This is a genomic window from Phytohabitans flavus (assembly GCF_011764545.1).
Classification (GTDB): domain Bacteria; phylum Actinomycetota; class Actinomycetes; order Mycobacteriales; family Micromonosporaceae; genus Phytohabitans; species Phytohabitans flavus.
This window is the reverse complement of sequence record NZ_AP022870.1, coordinates 976,851-993,624: the sequence shown is the minus strand read 5'-3', so window position 1 is coordinate 993,624 and position 16,774 is coordinate 976,851. Positions and strand designations below refer to the sequence as shown.

16 protein-coding genes, 1 tRNA gene and 1 pseudogene are annotated in these 16,774 nt (G+C 68.8%); 7 read left to right on the top strand and 11 right to left on the bottom strand.

Features of this window, described 5'->3' with window-relative positions; all coding sequences use genetic code 11:
* Window positions 1-239 precede the first annotated feature (239 nt).
* The gene (locus Pflav_RS04130) at window positions 240-1,067 is read left to right on the top strand and encodes a hypothetical protein (RefSeq protein WP_173033854.1); all 828 of its coding nucleotides are present in this window, start codon (window positions 240-242) and stop codon (window positions 1,065-1,067) included.
* A 272-nt stretch (window positions 1,068-1,339) separates the two neighbouring features.
* On the opposite strand, the gene Pflav_RS04125 is transcribed toward Pflav_RS04130, so the two are convergent.
* Entirely contained in the window at window positions 1,340-1,702 is a 363-nt protein-coding gene (locus tag Pflav_RS04125; protein WP_173033852.1) for a hypothetical protein, read from the bottom strand.
* Entirely contained in the window at window positions 1,699-2,127 is a 429-nt protein-coding gene (locus tag Pflav_RS04120) for a hypothetical protein (protein ID WP_173033850.1), read from the bottom strand. Before Pflav_RS04120 ends, Pflav_RS04125 begins: the two co-directional genes overlap by 4 nt.
* Here Pflav_RS04120 and Pflav_RS04115 point away from each other — a divergent pair.
* Window positions 2,084-3,028 carry an MMPL family transporter gene (locus Pflav_RS04115; protein WP_197937939.1) on the top strand — a complete coding sequence of 315 codons (945 nt, stop codon included), beginning with the start codon at window positions 2,084-2,086 and terminating at the stop codon, window positions 3,026-3,028. The two genes, Pflav_RS04120 and Pflav_RS04115, sit on opposite strands and share 44 nt — an antisense overlap.
* A 16-nt stretch (window positions 3,029-3,044) precedes the next feature.
* Here Pflav_RS04115 and Pflav_RS04110 read toward each other — a convergent pair whose 3' ends face one another.
* The 3 genes from Pflav_RS04110 to Pflav_RS04100 all read right to left on the bottom strand — a co-directional run bounded on the left by Pflav_RS04110 (window position 3,045) and on the right by Pflav_RS04100 (window position 6,341).
* Entirely contained in the window at window positions 3,045-3,998 is a 954-nt protein-coding gene (locus tag Pflav_RS04110) for a GDSL-type esterase/lipase family protein (RefSeq protein ID WP_173033848.1), read from the bottom strand.
* A 64-nt stretch (window positions 3,999-4,062) separates the two neighbouring features.
* On the bottom strand, window positions 4,063-4,965 hold the full coding sequence (locus Pflav_RS04105) for an SDR family NAD(P)-dependent oxidoreductase (RefSeq protein ID WP_197937937.1): 903 nt from the start codon (window positions 4,963-4,965) through the stop codon (window positions 4,063-4,065).
* On the bottom strand, window positions 4,962-6,341 hold the full coding sequence (locus Pflav_RS04100; protein ID WP_197937931.1) for a DHA2 family efflux MFS transporter permease subunit: 1,380 nt from the start codon (window positions 6,339-6,341) through the stop codon (window positions 4,962-4,964). The genes Pflav_RS04105 and Pflav_RS04100 overlap by 4 nt, the downstream gene beginning before the upstream one ends.
* Window positions 6,342-6,463: 122 nt before the next feature.
* Here Pflav_RS04100 and Pflav_RS04095 point away from each other — a divergent pair, with 122 nt between their 5' ends.
* A complete protein-coding gene (locus Pflav_RS04095) occupies window positions 6,464-7,108 on the top strand; it encodes a TetR/AcrR family transcriptional regulator (protein WP_173033844.1) in 645 nt (214 codons plus the stop codon).
* Window positions 7,109-7,249: 141 nt separating this feature from the next.
* Here the strand turns inward: Pflav_RS04095 and Pflav_RS48445 are convergent.
* A pseudogene (locus Pflav_RS48445) lies at window positions 7,250-7,720 on the bottom strand (ABC transporter permease); the annotation flags it as partial.
* A gap of 176 nt (window positions 7,721-7,896) precedes the next feature.
* On the opposite strand from Pflav_RS48445, the gene Pflav_RS04085 reads away from it, so the two are divergent.
* The 4 genes from Pflav_RS04085 (at window position 7,897) to Pflav_RS04070 (ending at window position 13,192) form a co-directional block, all read left to right on the top strand.
* Window positions 7,897-8,568, top strand: a complete 672-nt coding sequence (locus Pflav_RS04085) for a TetR/AcrR family transcriptional regulator (RefSeq protein ID WP_173033840.1) — start codon at window positions 7,897-7,899, stop codon at window positions 8,566-8,568.
* A gap of 240 nt (window positions 8,569-8,808) precedes the next feature.
* A complete protein-coding gene (locus Pflav_RS04080) occupies window positions 8,809-11,004 on the top strand; it encodes an MMPL family transporter (protein ID WP_173033837.1) in 2,196 nt (731 codons plus the stop codon).
* A 35-nt stretch (window positions 11,005-11,039) separates the two neighbouring features.
* Window positions 11,040-11,771 (top strand): response regulator transcription factor, encoded by a 732-nt coding sequence (locus Pflav_RS04075; protein WP_173033835.1) that lies wholly within the window; start codon window positions 11,040-11,042, stop codon window positions 11,769-11,771.
* Window positions 11,768-13,192 carry a sensor histidine kinase gene (locus Pflav_RS04070; protein WP_173033833.1) on the top strand — a complete coding sequence of 475 codons (1,425 nt, stop codon included), beginning with the start codon at window positions 11,768-11,770 and terminating at the stop codon, window positions 13,190-13,192. Before Pflav_RS04075 ends, Pflav_RS04070 begins: the two co-directional genes overlap by 4 nt.
* A 29-nt stretch (window positions 13,193-13,221) precedes the next feature.
* Here the strand turns inward: Pflav_RS04070 and Pflav_RS48440 are convergent, their stop codons facing one another.
* From Pflav_RS48440 to cmk, 5 genes are all read right to left on the bottom strand, one after another.
* Window positions 13,222-13,638: a hypothetical protein gene (locus tag Pflav_RS48440; protein ID WP_377309614.1), complete on the bottom strand. Its 417-nt coding sequence runs from the start codon at window positions 13,636-13,638 to the stop codon at window positions 13,222-13,224.
* On the bottom strand, window positions 13,635-13,868 hold the full coding sequence (locus Pflav_RS48435) for a hypothetical protein (RefSeq protein WP_415624372.1): 234 nt from the start codon (window positions 13,866-13,868) through the stop codon (window positions 13,635-13,637). Before Pflav_RS48435 ends, Pflav_RS48440 begins: the two co-directional genes overlap by 4 nt.
* A gap of 205 nt (window positions 13,869-14,073) precedes the next feature.
* Window positions 14,074-14,150: transfer RNA gene (locus Pflav_RS04060), tRNA-Pro, on the bottom strand.
* A gap of 111 nt (window positions 14,151-14,261) precedes the next feature.
* Window positions 14,262-15,641: a ribosome biogenesis GTPase Der gene (gene der, locus Pflav_RS04055; RefSeq protein WP_173033831.1), complete on the bottom strand. Its 1,380-nt coding sequence runs from the start codon at window positions 15,639-15,641 to the stop codon at window positions 14,262-14,264.
* 202 nt (window positions 15,642-15,843) lie between these two features.
* Complete coding sequence (gene cmk, locus Pflav_RS04050; protein WP_173033829.1) at window positions 15,844-16,530, bottom strand: (d)CMP kinase; 687 nt, start codon at window positions 16,528-16,530, stop codon at window positions 15,844-15,846.
* Window positions 16,531-16,774: the final 244 nt, after the last annotated feature.

Here is a 16,774-nt window from a genome sequence, read left to right as displayed (position 1 = left end):
CGTGGTGGCATGCTGTTGCGGTGTTTCGTCGTGGCGGTCATGGGGAGCTGGTGGTGACGTCGGGCCCGCAGGCCGAGTCGTGGCGGGTCCCGTTGCGGGGGTTTTCGTTCGTGTCAGCGATCCGGTGGTGCGGACATCGTCGGGAGTTGATCGCTACGGCGAGTCGGGTCGGTCGGCGGGTTCCGGACGTGAGGGCGAACGACCGCGGTGAGCTGCGTCTGTTCCGGTGCGACCCGCGGGTGGGCGTCTGGGAGCAGGTGTACGCGGGGTACGCGCATGATCCGGTGTGTCTGCCGCAGGGCGGTTTTGTGGTGCATCGCGGCGCCGGACTGACGCTACTGGACGAGGACGGTGTGGTGGTCCGTGAGGTGAAGGTGGGGCGGTTCGGTTGGGGTCCGCCGTCGCTGTCTGTCAACCTTGGCGGGGACGTGGTGGGGTGGGTGCGGTGGCGGGGTGATAGCCGCCGGCTGTGTGTGGAGCCGGTCGAGCCGGGCGGGTCGACGCAGTTCCGTACGAGCGTGTACCGCTACGCGTGGCTGGACCGGCACACCGTCATCTATATCCACGGTGGCGGTCCTCGCCTGCTCGACATCTCGTCCGGTGACACGGGCAGGTTCGGGATGGGGTTGCGCGGCCACGTTCGTGCGGGTGTATCGGGGGCCACGGCCTTGTTGCAGGAGTTGGCCGAGCTGCCGGCCGATCGGCTGTGGGAGTTCTACGGTGATGTTCAGGTGGCCGGCGACGATGTGTGGTTTTGCGCGACCTTGACCGAGCAGCGCGGGCCGCGCCGCGTGGACGGGCTTTTCCGAGCCGATCCGGCAGGCACCCAGCTGACCCTGGTCGCGGCGATGCCACCCGACGATCGCATCGAAGGATTCCACACCATGCCTGATCGCAGTGTGGCGATCCTGGTCGCCACCTACGAGGGCACCACCATCGTGAACCGTCGCCAGATGGCCGTGGGCCCGCTGGCGCAGTTCCTAACCTCGGGATGGTCACCTCTGTTGGACAGCCGCGACCCAGAATTCGGCTTCCACCGCCTCCCGACCCCAGCCCAAGACGCCTAATACCCGGAATACGGCCTGCGTGCTACTGATGCACCGCACCCGCCTTTGGCCATCTCGCCCACGCCAAATCCGCCGCGATCTGCGCGCCACACATCATCATAGGGAGCTTGCGCGGATGCCCGGATCGCTCGGCGACGAACTCCGCAAGGTCGCGTACGGCTCGAGATCAGCTATGCCGAGGACACGGACCCCAGGCCCGTACGCGACCGTTGCGGACCCTGACTGCATAGCTAGCTGTCTCATTGATCCTGTCGCTGGTGGAGGCCCGCTGCTCAGCCACTCGACATCTGTGGTGAGGCGGAGGGCGCCAGATCCTCGTTTACGGCGGCTGTTTGCGGGCTGTGAGGCGGTGGATCGGGCGCGAAGCCGGGGATCAGGGGCATCGCCTGCGTGATCTGCTGGGCCGGGTATGGCGTTGCCCGGCTTTCACCGAAGAAGTTCCAGTAGAAGTCGTTCAGGATGGCCACGACCGGCGCGTAACGGCTGATCAGCTCCGCGACCGGCTCGGGGACGCCGACGGGTCGGGCTCCCGCGGCGCAGCGGCGGATGTAGTCGTAACGCTCGACCGGTCCACCAGTGTCGGGAGCGGGGATCCCGACGACGTTGGCGACCATCCAGTTGAGCAGCTCCCTCACCGCATAGCAGGCATCGTGGCCGGCGTTGAGGGCCAGGAAGTCCCGCTCGCCGGTGGACAGGTCGAAGCGCGGGGAGCTGGCCAGGCGAGGTCGGCAAGGTAGAGACGGTGGCCGTCGGTCAGGATGTTGCGGAAGGGGGCGTCGAAGTGCAGCAGCCCGTTCGTGTTCATGAAGGCGATGTCCGCGCGCAGCTGTCGATGCACCATGGCGCAGGCGGCGGCGACGGCGTCTGGACCGGCGGCGAGGTGGCTGGTCAACCAGACGTCCAGGGTTTGCGGGATGTATTCAAGAAACAGCAGCACGCTCGCCGATGCCTGAGCGAGGGCGTGAAGCCGCTCCCGCACCGCCGCCGAGCCGTCCCAGTACGCGACGACACGTTCAATGTCGGCGTGCTCGTCGGCCGGCGGCGGCGCCCCGGGCAGCACGTCCGCATCCGTGTGGCCGTCGCGTCCACGGAACCGTGCTGGCGCTGGTGGCGTCGTTGGCGGTGGGCGGAAGCGCGCTGGTCGGCCCGGAGGCCGCGCCCTCGTGGCGTGGCGGCTCGTGGGTCGCCAGGGCGACCCCATATCGGCGCAGACGCGAGACCTCGTGAGCCGGATCCGGGCCGTACCGGCACCGCCCGACGGCCAGGTCCTGGTGGGTGGCCTGACCGCGCGGCTGGCCGACCAGCTCGACTCCGTGGGCAAACTGCTGCCCTGGATGGCCCTGATCATCGTCGGCGCGACGTTCGTCCTGCTGTTCCTCGCCTTCGGCTCGGTGGTGCTGCCGATCAAGGCGATCGTGATGAACGTCCTGTCGCTCGGCGCCTCGTTCGGCGCGCTGGTCCTGATCTTCCAGGACGGCCACCTGTCCGGCCTGCTGGACTTCACCTCCACCGGGACGCTGGAGGCGACCCAGCCGATCCTGGTACTCGCCGTCGTCTTCGGGCTGTCGATGGACTACGAGGTCTTCCTGATGTCCCGCATCCGCGAAGAGTACGACCGGACCGGCGACAACACCACGGCGGTCGCGCTCGGACTCCAGCGCAGCGGCCGGATCATCACCAGCGCCGCGCTGCTCATCCTGGTCGTAATCGGGCTCTTCTCCATCTCCGGCATCACCTTCATCAAGCTGATCGGCGTGGCGATGCTCATCGCCGTCCTCGTCGACGCCACGATCGTCCGGGCACTGCTGGTCCCGGCCACGATGCGCCTGCTCGGCAGGGCGAACTGGTGGGCGCCGGCGCCGCTGCGCCGCTTCTACGCCCGCCACGGCCTCCGCGAGGGCGCCGACCCGCCACCCAGGGCCGATCCGCGGCCTGCACCAGCCCGTGTCGCAACCGGCTGACAATCCCTCAACGGTTCTATGAGGACAGGATTGCCCGGGCAACCACCTCGGCGACGCGGCCGGCTCCGGCGTCGTTGAGGTGGATGTGATCGCCGCTGTCGTAGTGAGGCAAAAGGTTCGTCGGGGCAGCGGGATCGCCGACCGCGCGGTCCAGGTCGGCGATCCCGCCCAGGTCGGGGGTGGCTCGGATCCATTGGTTGACCTGCTGGCGTTTCTCCTCGTTTTCCGGGGTGTCGAACCCTGGGACGATGGCGGCGGCGCCACCGAACGGGGTTAGGGTCGCGACGATCGTCGTCATCCCGTGCCGCCGGGCTCGTTCGACGATCGCGGTGATTCCGGCCGTGAGGTCGGCCACCGATACCGCGGGCAGTCCGAACATCCCCGGCATCCCGATGTCGTTGAGACCCAGTTCGAGGACGAGGTGCGTGACACCGCCCGGCAAGGCGACCACGTCCCGATCGAACCGGGCGATCCCACGCTCGCCGAAGACGTCGGTGAGTAGGCGATTGCCGGCGATGCCCAAATTGACCACGGACAGGTTCGCCGGGCTCAACCGGCGAGCCAGTTGATCGGAGTATCGCCGGTTGGCATCGGGCGTGGTGCCCACCCCATCGGTCTGCGAGTCACCGAACGCGGCGACAAGGCCCCCGCCTTCCGGGCGCCAAAGGTCAATCCCGCTGAGATGAAAGCGGGACGCGACCTCATGCGCGCCGGGCAGCATCGGCGCAGAGGCCATGTCGCCTTGAGCGACGTATCCGGTCTGCAGGGCGAAAGGGTGGTAGGTGACCAGTCCAGTCTCGCCGGCGAGATAGGTGCTGATCGCCAGGTCAGTCTCGGCCGTCGTTACGAACTCGACCGGGTCGCTGACCACCTCCTCGCCGGCGGCGACCGTCACGTACACGGCGCCGGCGAAGGTGACGGCAGTGTCGGTGCTGGTGGCGGTCGAGGATCCGCTCTCGAGGGCGGCCACCTGGGTCCGGGTGATGGTGAGCGGCCGGTTGCCGTAGAGGTTGCTGATCCGCACCCGGAGTCGGTCACTGCCACCACGGACGCGGACGATCTGCCGCAGGGTCTCGTCGTGGAATCCGCGGGGCGGGTGGACGAGCGTCATCTGCTCCTGCGGGCTGACCGGCGCGGAACGGAAAGCCGCCATCCACGACATCGTCATCGGACGACCTCCAGGGTGAGCACGTGGAGCCGGTCGGCGGCCGCCCGGTCGAAGAACGGGTGGTACAAGCCGATCGGTTGGTCCCGCCGGAACGCGCTGAGCGGTTCGGTGGGCGGATGGTCGATGACGGCGACGATCGGCTCGATACCCTCCCGCACCGGACGGCCGTGCCGCTTGAGCAAGGCGACGTGGGCCTCGGTCGACGCGTCGTACTCCCCGCAAAGCTGGTCGACACGGCGCCCGGGTCGAGGAGCACGTACCGGGCTCGGCCCGTCCCGGGTTGGGCCGCGTAGTTGACGCCGAGAAGGTCGTTAGCCTTGCCCGCCTGCAGCTGCGCCGACACTCCGTCGTAGGCGTGAGCCAGCATGAGGTCGTCCCAGTGAATGAGGTCGAGCGGAAGACCGGCGCCCGATACGTTGACGATGAGCTGCGGATTGGTCAGGCCGTAGCTGAGCAGGAACCGGCTCAGGTAATCCAATGCGAACGTCCCCTCGATGCCCTCGGCGGTCTCGAAGCGGGTCGAACGGAAGTACCGAGCGCACAATACGAGGGCGTCCACAGTGGAGAACGTCGCGTTGATTTCCTCGATCACCCGGCGGTTCTCGTCGATCAGGCTCAGGTCGGCGGCGATGAAATGGGCACCCGGAAGCGATGCTGCCTTCCGTTCGTCGCGGCCGATGATGGCAACGGCGTGGCCTCGTCGCAGATAGGTGTCGGCGAGCCCTCGGCCGAGACCGTCTGTACCGCCGGTGATCACTATGGTCTTCATCGGGACGGCCTTCCGGAGGTAGCGAGTTCGCCAGGCACGGCTGGCTTCTCGGGTCGACCGGACAACAGCGGGATGACGGCCAGTACGATCGCCATCATGGCGACCGCGAGCCAGAAGACGCCGCGGAAACCGGTGATCGGGCCGCTGGCGGTCTGCAGGACGAATGCGACCAGCGCGACGCCGAGCGCGGCACCAAGCTGGTTGAGCATGTACAGCACCGAACTGCCCTGGGCCACCATGGCGGGCGGCAGGGTGCGATAAAGCGATCCCATGGTGGGCGCGCTGAAGCAACCAATGCCCAGACCCATGGCAAACGCGCCGAGGATCGGCCATATCAGCGCGGTGTCGGCCCCGATCCTGGTGAAGGCCAGTCCGCTGGCAGCGGCCACGGCCGCGCCGGCCGCAGCCAGGCCGCGAGCCCCGATCTGGTCCGACAGCCGGCCGGCCAAGGGCATGGCGATGGCGCCGCCAAGACCGGCGGGTGCGATCAAGAGTCCGGTGGCGAACACGCCGTACTCGTGTGCGTGCTGGTAGTACAGCGGCAGCGCGAAGAGGGTGGCGAAGTTGGCCAGACCGCCGATTCCCATGATGGTGACGCTGGCTGTGAAGCCCCGGCTGGTGAACAGGCGCAGATCGATCAGGGGTGCGGTGCGCCGGACACGGAGCGCGTGGACCGCGTAGCCGATCAGCAGCACGGCTCCGGCAGTTAGCGGAACGAGGGCCGGCCCCGCCAGGAATGTGTTCTGCTCGGCGCTCTCGGACAGCGCCAGTACCACCGCGGCGAATCCCGGCCCGAGCAACGCCAGGCCGAGGACGTCGAGCCGGACTCCCGCTGGCTGTCGGGTCGTCGCGGCGTTGGGAAGCACGCGCCGGGCGAGGCCGTACGCAATGACGCCAACCGGGACGCTGAGTAGGAACATCCAGCGCCACGACAGGCCGGCGAGGACGGCGCCGCCCGCGATAGGGCCGAGCACCGGCCCGAGGGAGAGCACGACGCCCATCAGCCCCATCACCTGTCCGGCTCGGTGCGGGCCAGCCGCGCGGGCCAGCAGGATCAGCACCAAGGGGTCGAGGATGCCGGCGCCGACGCCCTGGAGAGTGCGAAAGGCGATCAGGCTACCGACGTTCCACGCCAGGCCAGCGGCGATGGATCCGGCGACAAACACCACCAGGCCGATCAGCCACAGCCGCTTGCCGCCGAACCGATCGACAGCCCAGGTGGTGAACGGGATGGTGGCCGTGACGGCGAGAAGGAAGCCGGTCGAGGTCCAGCCGGCTGTGCTGAGCGACGTGTCGAACGCCTTGGCCAAGGTGTCGGTGGCCACGGCGGCCATGGTGCTGTTGAGGATGCCGAGCAGCCCGCCGAGCAGGACCACGGCAATCGTCCACCGCAGGTGCCGATCCAACCGATCTGAACTCATTGGTTCAAACTAGTGGTCCGGCATGGCTAGCACAACTGGGTTGTCCATGTTCTTGAACCAGCCGGTACAGTCGTGCCATGACCCCAGCCCGACCATCGACCACCTCGCACGGGCGGATCGACAAGCGGCAGGCGATCCTGGAAGGCGCCTTCCGCGTCTTCGCCCGCCAGGGCTACGCGCAAGCCTGCGTGCAGGAGATCGCAAACGAGGCAGGCGTGGCCAAGCCCACGGTTTACAACCACCTCACCGACAAGGCGACCCTGTTCCGGCATGCGTTGGAGGCCGCGGCCCGGACCGTCCTGGAAGAGCGCTTGGCCGCCCTCGGCCCGCTACAGGGCTCGGCCGAAGGGCTACGCGAAACGCTGACGTCCGTGGCCTACCGCCTGCTTCAGCTGCACTGCGACGACCGCTCGTGCGCCCTGCGACGGCTGCTCTACTCAGAGATCAACAAGTTTCCCGACTCCCTCGACATCGTCCGGCAGTACGGTCCACATCGCCTCAACGAGGCGTTGGCCGACCGCCTTGCGCGACTCATGCTGGCCGGCCGCCTCCCGACCGGCGACCCGGCGCGGGCCGCCGAACAGTTCATCGCGTTGGTCGTCGGACCACTGGAGGCCCGGTCCGAGATGGGCACCCGTCCCATCAGCGGCTCCGAACTTCGCGAGTTGGCCGAGGCCGCCGTTCGAACGTTCCTGCTGGCCTTCGGCGACCAGCACGTATGACCGGCCCGGACCTTTGCAGTCATGACATGCGCCGGTAGCGGACATCGTCAAGGGGCCGAAGAGCGCAACGAGGACCGCGCTGTAGGTGAGCACGAGGATGATGTCAGCGGTGGCGCCTGTGCCAGCCATGAGACCTCGAGTCGCGGCGGCGAGGGCGCTGATCGGTTTGAAGCCGGCAAAGCCTTGGAGCCAGTTCGGCATCGTGTCTAGGGGCACAAAGACATCACTCAAGAACGCGGCCGGCATGAGGACCATCATGCTGGCGGTGTTGAGGGTGCTCTCCGCACGCACCAGAAGCCCGAGCAGTGCCCACAGCCACGACAGGCCGAAGGCAAACACAAGGATGAGCGCGAGCGCGACACCAACGGGGCCGCCAGCGGGTCGAAAGCCCAGAGCGAGGCCGAGGCCGATCATGACGGCGGCGGCCATCAGGTAGCGGATCATGTCGCCCAGAAGCGGTCCGACAATGGCGGAGCTGCCACATGGGAAGGACGCGGAAGCGGTCGTGCACGCCCGATGTGACGTCGCGGTTGAGACTGAGCCCCGTATACATGGTGATGAAGACCAGCGTCGTAGCGAGGATGCCGGGGAAGGCTCGGTCAAGGTAGGCATCTGTCGACCCGGACACCGCCCCGCCGAAGAGGAACGTGAACATGAGCAGGAAGACAATGGGGTAGTGCACGCCTGGCAGGTCGGCCGGCCCCACCCCGCCCGCGGGCGCGACGGTCACCAGCGCGCGCGGCGCGCACGAGCTCCTCGGGTGCCCAGGCCCGTGCCAGGATCTGGCAATGGTCGAGAAGCGCCCCCGTACACGTGCCACCTATCACCACGGTGACCTGCGCTCGGCCCTGATCGCGGCCGGAGTCACCCTTGCCCGTGACGGCGGCCCGCAAGCGGTCGTCCTGCGGGCGGTTGCCAGGGTCGTCGGGGTCGCACCCAACTCCGCCTACGGTCACTTCTCGACCTTGACCGCGCTGAAGAAGGCTGTCGCGCAGCGGGCGCGCGGCGACATGGCCGAGGCCATGAGCGCCCACCTCGACGCCGTTGCCCCGGCCGAACCCCCTGATCAGCAGGAGGCGGCAAAGACATACCTGCGCGAGGTCGGCCGGGCCTATGTTCACTACGCCCTGACCGAGCCGGGCCTGTTCCGCACCGCGATGGGCGGTGACCCCGCCGGGATACAGGTCCCCGGAGCGCCCGACGACGCGACCGCGGCGGGCGACGACGATCGACCCAAGCCGAGGTTCTTCCTGATGCGCGCGCTCTCCCGGCTCGTCGACGTGGGATGCCTGCGTCCGGAGGACACGAGCAGAGCGGCGATGGCGAGCTGGGCCACTGTGCACGGGTTGTCGATCATGCTTCTTGACCTGTTGCCGCAGTTGGCCTCCGAACAGAAGGACGCGGCCATCGACGACGCCCTCAGCGTCCTCGTTGCGGGACTGACCACGCCCCGAGCGTGACAACTCCTCGGTCGGCGTCCTGAGGTTGACGGCCGCAGACACCCGAGGCAATACTCACACTGTCCAGATCGATCCTCTGGACTGTCGTGTGCGGCGTGACGTGCAGTTCCAGCGGTTCGGCGGGACTTTGACGATGTAGCAGGGAGCCGTCAAGAGGTCGTCAAGGTCGGTGGGGGTTGGCCATCAAGTCCGGACGTGAGGCTGAGCAGGTCTCCAACACCTGTCACGAAAGGCACTCTGGTGGCTAAGTTCCTGTATCGGCTCGGGGCCGTCGCGGCCCGTCGCCGACTCATCTTCCTGGGGGCATCGCTGGCCGTACTGGCAGCGGCGCTCCTGCTCGCGTTCGGATCAGCCGGCTCGTTCGCGCCCGGTCACTCGATTCCTGGTTCCCCGGCGCAAGTCGCTCTGGAAAAAGCGGATCGGCACTCTCCTGAGGATGGCGGTGTCAGCGGTGTCGTGCTCTTCGCCGCTCCGAACGGCGCACAGGTCAATGACGAGGCAGTCGTCCGGCAGATGCACGCCGTCGTCGCACGGATGCAGGCCGAGGATGTGGTCGCCGAGGTGGGTGATCCGCTGGAGGACGTCTCGGCGGACGGCCGGATAGCGGTCGCGTCCGTCAGTTTCGACCTTCCATCGGACTCCGAGGTCGACCCCGTTCTGCAGGAGGCGGTACGGGCGACCGGTGGCGTTTATAACGAGCAGTTCGGCGATCAGGGCGGACGCGTGCTGTTCGGCGGCGACGCCTTCGAGCAGGAGCTCGAACCGTTCGGCGTCCCGGAGACCATCGGTATCGGTGTGGCACTGCTGGTCATGCTGGTCACCTTCGGTTCTGTCCTGGCGGCCGGACTCCCCATGCTCACCGCGGCTCTCGGTGTGGGCGGCTCGGCCGCCGGCACGCTTCTGGCCGCCAACCTGTTCGACGTCTCGCAGAATGCGCTGACCCTGGCGATCATGCTCGGCCTCGCCGTCGGTATCGACTACGCCCTGCTCATCGTCTCCCGCCATCGCGCCCAGCTCACCCGCGGTGCGGCAGTCGCGGAATCGATCGCGCTGGCCATCGCCACCGCGGGCAGCGCCGTGGTGTTCGCCGGTCTGACGGTGATCATCGCCTTGGTCGGCCTGACCCTCGCCGGCGTCCCGATGCTCACCTCGATGGGCCTGGCGGCGGCTGGGGCGGTCGCCGTCGCTGTCCTCCTCGCCCTGACAACGCTCCCGGCCGTCATGTCGCTGGCGGGCGAGCGGCTCCGGCCCAAGCCGTCCTCACGCGCCGCCCGTCGCGAACTCGAGACCCGCAAGCGAGGCATGGCCGCCCGTTGGGTGGACGCCGTGATCCGGCATCCGCGCAAGGTCGTGGTCGCCGTCGTGCTCGGCCTGGCCGTCGTCGCCGTCCCGGCCACGCAGTTGGAGCTGGCCCTGAACGACAACGGTTCCGCGGCGAAGTCCTCCGAGCCCCGGCAGGTCTACGACCTGATCGCCGGCGCGTTCGGCCCCGGCGTCAACGGCCCGCTGGCCGTACTCGTCGAGGGTGGCTCTGTCGCCGAGCTCAACTCCACCGCGAAGACGGTCATCGACACCGTCGAGTCGATGCCGGGGGTCGCGGAGGTCAACGGCCCACTGATCGCACCCGACCAGCGGGCCGCGTTCGTCGAGGTCGTGCCCACGACGGGCCCGCGCGACGGCGCCACCAATGCCCTGGTCGCCGACCTGCGTGCCGCGCTCGAACCGATAGGCACGCAGACCGGCAACTACGTCGCGGTGACCGGTCTGACCGTCGTCGGCCTCGACGCCGTGGACAAACTCAACAACGCCCTGTTGCCGTTCACCGTCGTCGTGGTCGGCCTGTCTCTTCTCCTGCTGCTGCTCGCCTTCAGGTCCTGGACAATCCCGCTGAAGGCCACCGCCGGCTTCCTGCTGTCGGTGGGCGCGGCATTCGGCGCCATGGTGGCCGTCTTCCAGTGGGGATGGCTGGCCGGGCCCCTCGGAGTACCGCTCGAAGGCCCGGTCCCCAGCTTCGCACCCATCATCGTGATGGCTGTCCTCTTCGGCCTGGCCATGGACTACGAGGTCTTCCTCGTTTCGGCGATGCGCGAGCATTACGCCCGTCACGGCAACGCGCAGGAGGCGATCCGGGCAGGCAGCCGCAACGCCGGGCGCGTCGTCGTGGCAGCGGCAGTCATCATGATCACCGTCTTCGCCAGCTTCCTGTTCTCACACGATCCGAACGTCATGCCGATCGCATTGGCCTTGGCTTTCGGCGTACTCGTCGACGCCTTCCTCGTACGCCTCACCCTGGTCCCCGCCGTGCTGAAGCTCTTGGGCGACCGTGCCTGGCGGCTCCCGCGCTGGCTGGACCGGGTGGTGCCGAAGGTGGACATCGAGGGTCACGACGTCTCTGAGAACAGGTCCACCGTCCGCGAGCCCGAACTCGTCGGCTGAGCGACCCGCCCATTGACCCAGGAAGGAGGAAGCCGATGGCCGGCACCGAGCATCCCGACCGTGTGCTCGTGGTCGACGACGACCCAGGAATCCGCGGCCTACTGACCTCCGCGCTGCGCTTCGCCGGCTACGAGGTCGACGTCGCCGCCGACATCCCACAGGCGCTCGACCGGGTGCAGACCTCGCCGCCGGACGTCATCGTGCTCGACGTGATGCTGCCGGGCGGAAGCGGGTTCGACGTCCTCGCCATGTTGAGGTCGAAGTCGATCGGGGTGCCGGTGCTGTTCCTCACCGCCCGGGACGCGGTCGAGGACCGGGTGCGTGGACTGCAGCTGGGCGGCGACGACTACGTCGTCAAGCCGTTCAGCGTCGTGGAGATCGGGGCGCGGATCGAGGCGCTGCTACGCCGCTCACGCGGCACCGCGCGGCCCGCCGGTGCGGCCCTGACCTTCCACGACCTCTCGCTGGACCCGCAGCGTTACGAGGTCCACCGCGGTGACCGACTCGTGAACCTGTCGCCGACCGAGTTCAAACTGCTGCACCTGCTTATCACCCATCCGGGGCAGGTGCTGTCCAAGGCGCAGATCCTCGAGGCGGTCTGGCAGTACGACTTCGGTGGCGACTCGGTCGTCGTGGAGCGGTTCATCTCCAACCTGCGCCGCAAGGTCGACGACGGTCACGATCCGCTGATCCACACCGTGCGCGGCGTCGGGTACGCCCTGCGGCATGAGCAGGGACAGAACCGCAAGCGGACCACCGAGCGATGAGACGCCGCTGGCGCCGATGGCAGGCGGGCATCCGCGGCCGGCTACTCGTGGGCTTCCTGATGCTGTTCGTCCTCGCCCTCAGCGCCAGCGGCGTCATCACCGCCTTCCTGGTCAACGACTACATCTCCGACCGCTCCGTCGACAAGCTGCGCGAGGACGAACGGCGGATCACCGCGCTGGTCCGTTCCGGCCCGCAGACAATCAATTCGGATCAGTTCGAGACGATGCTCGGCCCGCCCCTAGGCGTCATGGGACTGGACGAGGACGGCGACATCCTGTTCGCCATCGGGACGAGCGCCGGAAGAGAGTACGAACTCGCCCGGCTCGCGAACAGCGCCGCCCGGGGCCAGATCATGAAGACCAGCGACGACGTCGTGGCCGTACTGATCGCGACGCCCGGTATGCGGATGACGTATGACGACAGAGGCACGGACGACGTCGCCCAACTGATCCTGGTCAACGACGTGAACGTCGACAGGGACGCCATCGTCGGTTTCGTCGGAAGCATGGCGGCGATCGCGTTCATCGCCGTGATCGTCCTGATGGCACTGGCTCTGGTCGTACTCCAGATCGGCCTGCGTCCCCTTTCCGAGATGGCGCAGGCCGCCGACGCCATCGCCGAGGGATCCCGTGATGAACGACTGCCTGTCTCGGACCGGAACGCCGAAACCGACGTGCTGGCCGCGGCGGTGAACCGGGCCTTCGACGCGCAGGCCCGCGCCGAGGACCGGGCGAGAACCTTCGCCGCCGACGCCTCGCACGAACTGCGCACCCCGCTCGCCACGATCTCCGGCTGGCTGGAGCTCTACCGGCAGGGCGGCCTCAGCGGCGAGGACGTCGAGCAGGCCGTCGCCCGGATCGAGGACGAGGTGGGCCGGATCCGGCTGCTGGTCGAGGAGCTGGGACTGTTGGCCCGGCTGGATACCGGGCTACCCCTCGACAGTCAGCCACTCGACCTGGCGAGGCTGGCCGAGAGCGTGGTCGAAGACGCCCGCGTCATTTACTCCGAACTCGACATCACCTTTGCGGCCCCGCCGGACGGCCTGCTCGTGCGCGGCGACGCCGCGCGGCTGCAACAGGTCCTGCGCAACCTGGTGGGCAACGCAGTCCAGCACAACCCGCCCGGCACCCAGGTCCGCCTGACGCTCCACCACCACCATGAAGAAGAACGCGTCGACGTCATCGACAACGGCACAGGGATACCAGCCGCCGACATCCCTCGACTATTCGACCGCTTCTGGCGCGCCGAGGCCAGCCGGAGCCGCGACTACGGCGGCTCGGGCTTGGGCCTGGCGATCGTCCAGGCCATCGTCCGCGCCCACGGCGGCCGCATAACCGTCAACTCCGCGGTCGGCCACGGCACCACAGTGACTCTCTACCTGCCGACCACGTCGCTCACCAGGGCACCCATCACCGGGTAGCCCCACTGCTCCCGGCAACGTCCACAACGTCATGCGCCGAGTCCAGGACCGGTTGGATTCAGTCCGTCCCAAACCTCAAGATCAAGGAGCACATCGTGCGCATCCTCTTCACGGCCGTGCCGGCCTACGGCCACCTGCTGCCGCTGTTGCCGCTGGCGCGGGCCGCCCACGCCGCCGGCGACGACGTACTGGTGTCCACCCACGCCGCTTTGGCTAGCACCGCGGCCGACCTGCCGTTCACACCGTCCGGCTCTGCGCTGCCCGACCTGCTCGCGCAGACCACGCGCCGGCGGGAGGGGCGCCTCACGCTGCGCCACACCGACTTCGCCGAGATCGCCGAGTTCTTCGTCGACACCCGGCTGGACCTGGACCTCGCGAGCATCTATGCCGTGGCCGAGGCGCACCGCCCGGACCTGATCGTCGGCGACGTCGTCGACTTTTGTCACGCCGATGGTCGCCGCGGAGCTGGGCGTACCGTGGGCTGTGCTCGACATGTCCATCGCGCTGCTGCCGCCGGTCGTGCAGGGCTTCGCCGAGGCGCTGGAGCACCAGTACCAGGCGCGCGGCGTAGCGCCGGTGCCGCGTGTCGCCCTCGTCGGCGCGGGCGTAGCTTCTTGCGGGCCTCGGTCTCCGCGGTCTGGGCGGCGGGCTGGGACAGGAAGCCCTTGCGGTTCATCTGCCGGCGTTTGCCGTCCGCGGCCGGCGGCAGGTCGATGGTGAACATCCAGCGGGTCTGGCCGCGCGCCAACTGATAGCTGTAGATAGCCACGGGTCGATCTCCTCCGCTAACGGGGCGAGGACACGACCGACTCTTCGCGATCACTGTTAGCGGAACCGTTAGCGGAGACCAGGCAAGATCTTGAATCTTGCCTGGTCAACCCTGGTCGGGACGGCCGGATTTGAACCGACGACCCCTTGACCCCCAGTCAAGTGCGCTACCAAACTGCGCCACGTCCCGTTGCCGCGAGCACACGTACCCGCGGCAGCCGGTACAGCGTAGCGCAACCGCCGCGCCCACGCGCACACGCCCCGCCGCGCCCTCATCTCGCCTCGGGCACGGGCAGGACCGCTAGCCGTGGGCCTTGCCGCGGCCGCCGGGACCTGTGCGCTTCCTTGGGCGTACCGACACCTCGACTGGGCTACCCGCGAACCCGAACTCCTCGCGGAGCTTGCGCTCGACGAACCTCTGATAGCCCGCGTCCAGCGGGCCTGTCGTGAAGAGCACGAAGCGCGGCGGCCTCGTGCCAGCCTGGGTGGCGAAGAGCACGCGCGGTGCCCGCCCACCGCGGACCGGGTGCGGGGTGGCCTGTACCAGCGCGGTCAGCCACTGGTTGAGCTGCCCGGTCGGTACGCGGGTCTCCCAGCTCTCCAGTGCGGTACGCAGCGCGGGCGCGAGCTTGTCGACCGCGCGGCCGGTCTTGGCGGAGATGTTGACCCGCAGCGCCCAGGGGATGCGGCGCAGCTCGCGGTCGATCTCCTTCTCCAGCTGGTACCGGCGGTCGTCGTCGACCAGGTCCCACTTGTTGAACGCGATGACCAGCGCCCGCCCGGCCTCCGTCACCATGCCGAGGATGCGCTGGTCCTGCTCGCTGATCGGCTCGCTGGCGTCGAGCAGCACCACGGCGACCTCGGCGGCGTCGATGGCGCCGGCGGTGCGCAGGCTCGCGTAGTACTCGGTGCCGCTGGCCCGTCCCGCCCGCTTGCGCAGGCCCGCGGTGTCGACGAGCTGCCAGGTCTCGCCGCCGATTTGTACCAGGCTGTCGACCGGGTCGACGGTGGTGCCGGCGACCGCGTCGACGACCGCGCGTTCCTCCTTGGCCAGGCGGTTGAGCAGGCTGGACTTGCCGACGTTGGGGCGGCCGACCAGCGCCACCCGCCGGGGGCCGCGCTCCTCCGGCTCGGTGACCGGGGGTGGCGCGGGCAGTGCCTCCAGGACGGCGTCGAGCAGGTCGCCGGAGCCGCGGCCGTGCAGGGCGGAGACTGGGTACGGCTGGCCGAGGCCGAGTGACCATAGGCCGGCCGACTCGAGTTCGACGGACTGGTTGTCGGCCTTGTTGGCGACCAGCAGCACCGGCTTGGCGCTGCGGCGCAGCATCCTGACAGCGGCCTCGTCCACGTCGGTGGCGCCGACCGTGCTGTCGACGACGAACAGCACCACGTCGGCGGTGGCGACGGCGATTTCGGCCTGGGCGGCGATGGCGGCGGCACGGTCCTTGGCGTCCGGCTCCCAGCCGCCGGTGTCCACGACGGTGAACTGGCGGCCGGACCACTCCGCGTCGTAGGGCACGCGGTCGCGGGTCACGCCCGGCGTGTCCTCCACGACCGCCTGCCGGCGGCCGATGATGCGGTTGACCAGTGTGGACTTGCCGACGTTGGGTCTACCGACGACAGCCACGACCGGCACCGGACCGGTGATTTCCTCCTCCTGCGGGACAGCCTCAAGACTCATGCCGCCCCTCCAAGAAAGCCGCCACCGAAAGAAGAGGTGCCACCGACAACCGAGGCACCACCAACAAGAAGGGCGTCACCGACAACCGAGACGCCACCGACAAGAAAGACCCCACCGACGACGGAGGCGCCATCGACAGGAGGAGCGCCACCGACAAGAGAGAGGCCATCGGCAGGAGAGGCGCCACCGACAGTGAGCAGGCTCATGCGACACCGCCGAACGAACGGTCGAGCAGACTGCGCAGGCGGGCCACGACCTCTTCGATGCCGAGCTCGGTCGTGTCGAGCACGACCGCGTCGGTGGCCTGCTGTAGCGGGTCGGCGGTGCGGGTGGAGTCGAGGCGGTCGCGGCGGTCGAGGTCGGCGGCCGTGGCGGTGAGGTCGGTCGCGTTCTCCGTGCTGCGGCGCTGCGCGCGGGTGGCGGCGGACGCGGTCAGGTACACCTTGAGGTCGGCGTCGGGGGCGACCACCGTGCCGATGTCGCGGCCCTCGACCACGATGCGCCCGGTGGCCGCAATGATCTTCCGTTGCTGGGCCACCAGCAGCTGGCGGACCCACGGCACGGCCGCCACCGCGGAGACCGCGCCGGTCACCTCGGGGCCGCGGATCGCACGGTCGACGGGGGTACCGTCGACGTGCGTGTAGGGCGCGTCCGGCTCCGTGCCGATCTCCAGGTCGATCTCACCGGCGACCTTCGCGACCGCCTCGGCGTCGTGCGGGTCGGCGCCGGAGACCAGCACGGCCCAGGTCACAGCCCGGTACATCGCGCCGGTATCCAGGTACTGCGCGCCCAGCACCCCGGCGAGCCGGCGGGAGACGGTGGACTTGCCCGAACCGGACGGGCCGTCCACGGCCACCACACACCGCCCGGACCCCACCATCTGTGACACCCGTCCTCCATCGTTCGCTCGCTGAGCGCATCGTGGGCAGCCTCCGCGCCGACGCTCGTTTACGCTGCCGTCTCGCGCAGGACAACCCCTGAGCCACTCTCAATCATGCCCGGTCGCCCGCAGACGCATGCCAGCGCCACCGTCTGAGCCCCATGTGCCGGTTTGGGTACGCTTCCGCAAGATCGTCCCGAGGGGCCGGGACCAGGCAGCGAAGCAAAGACCGCCCCGCGCGGCCGAGACCAGG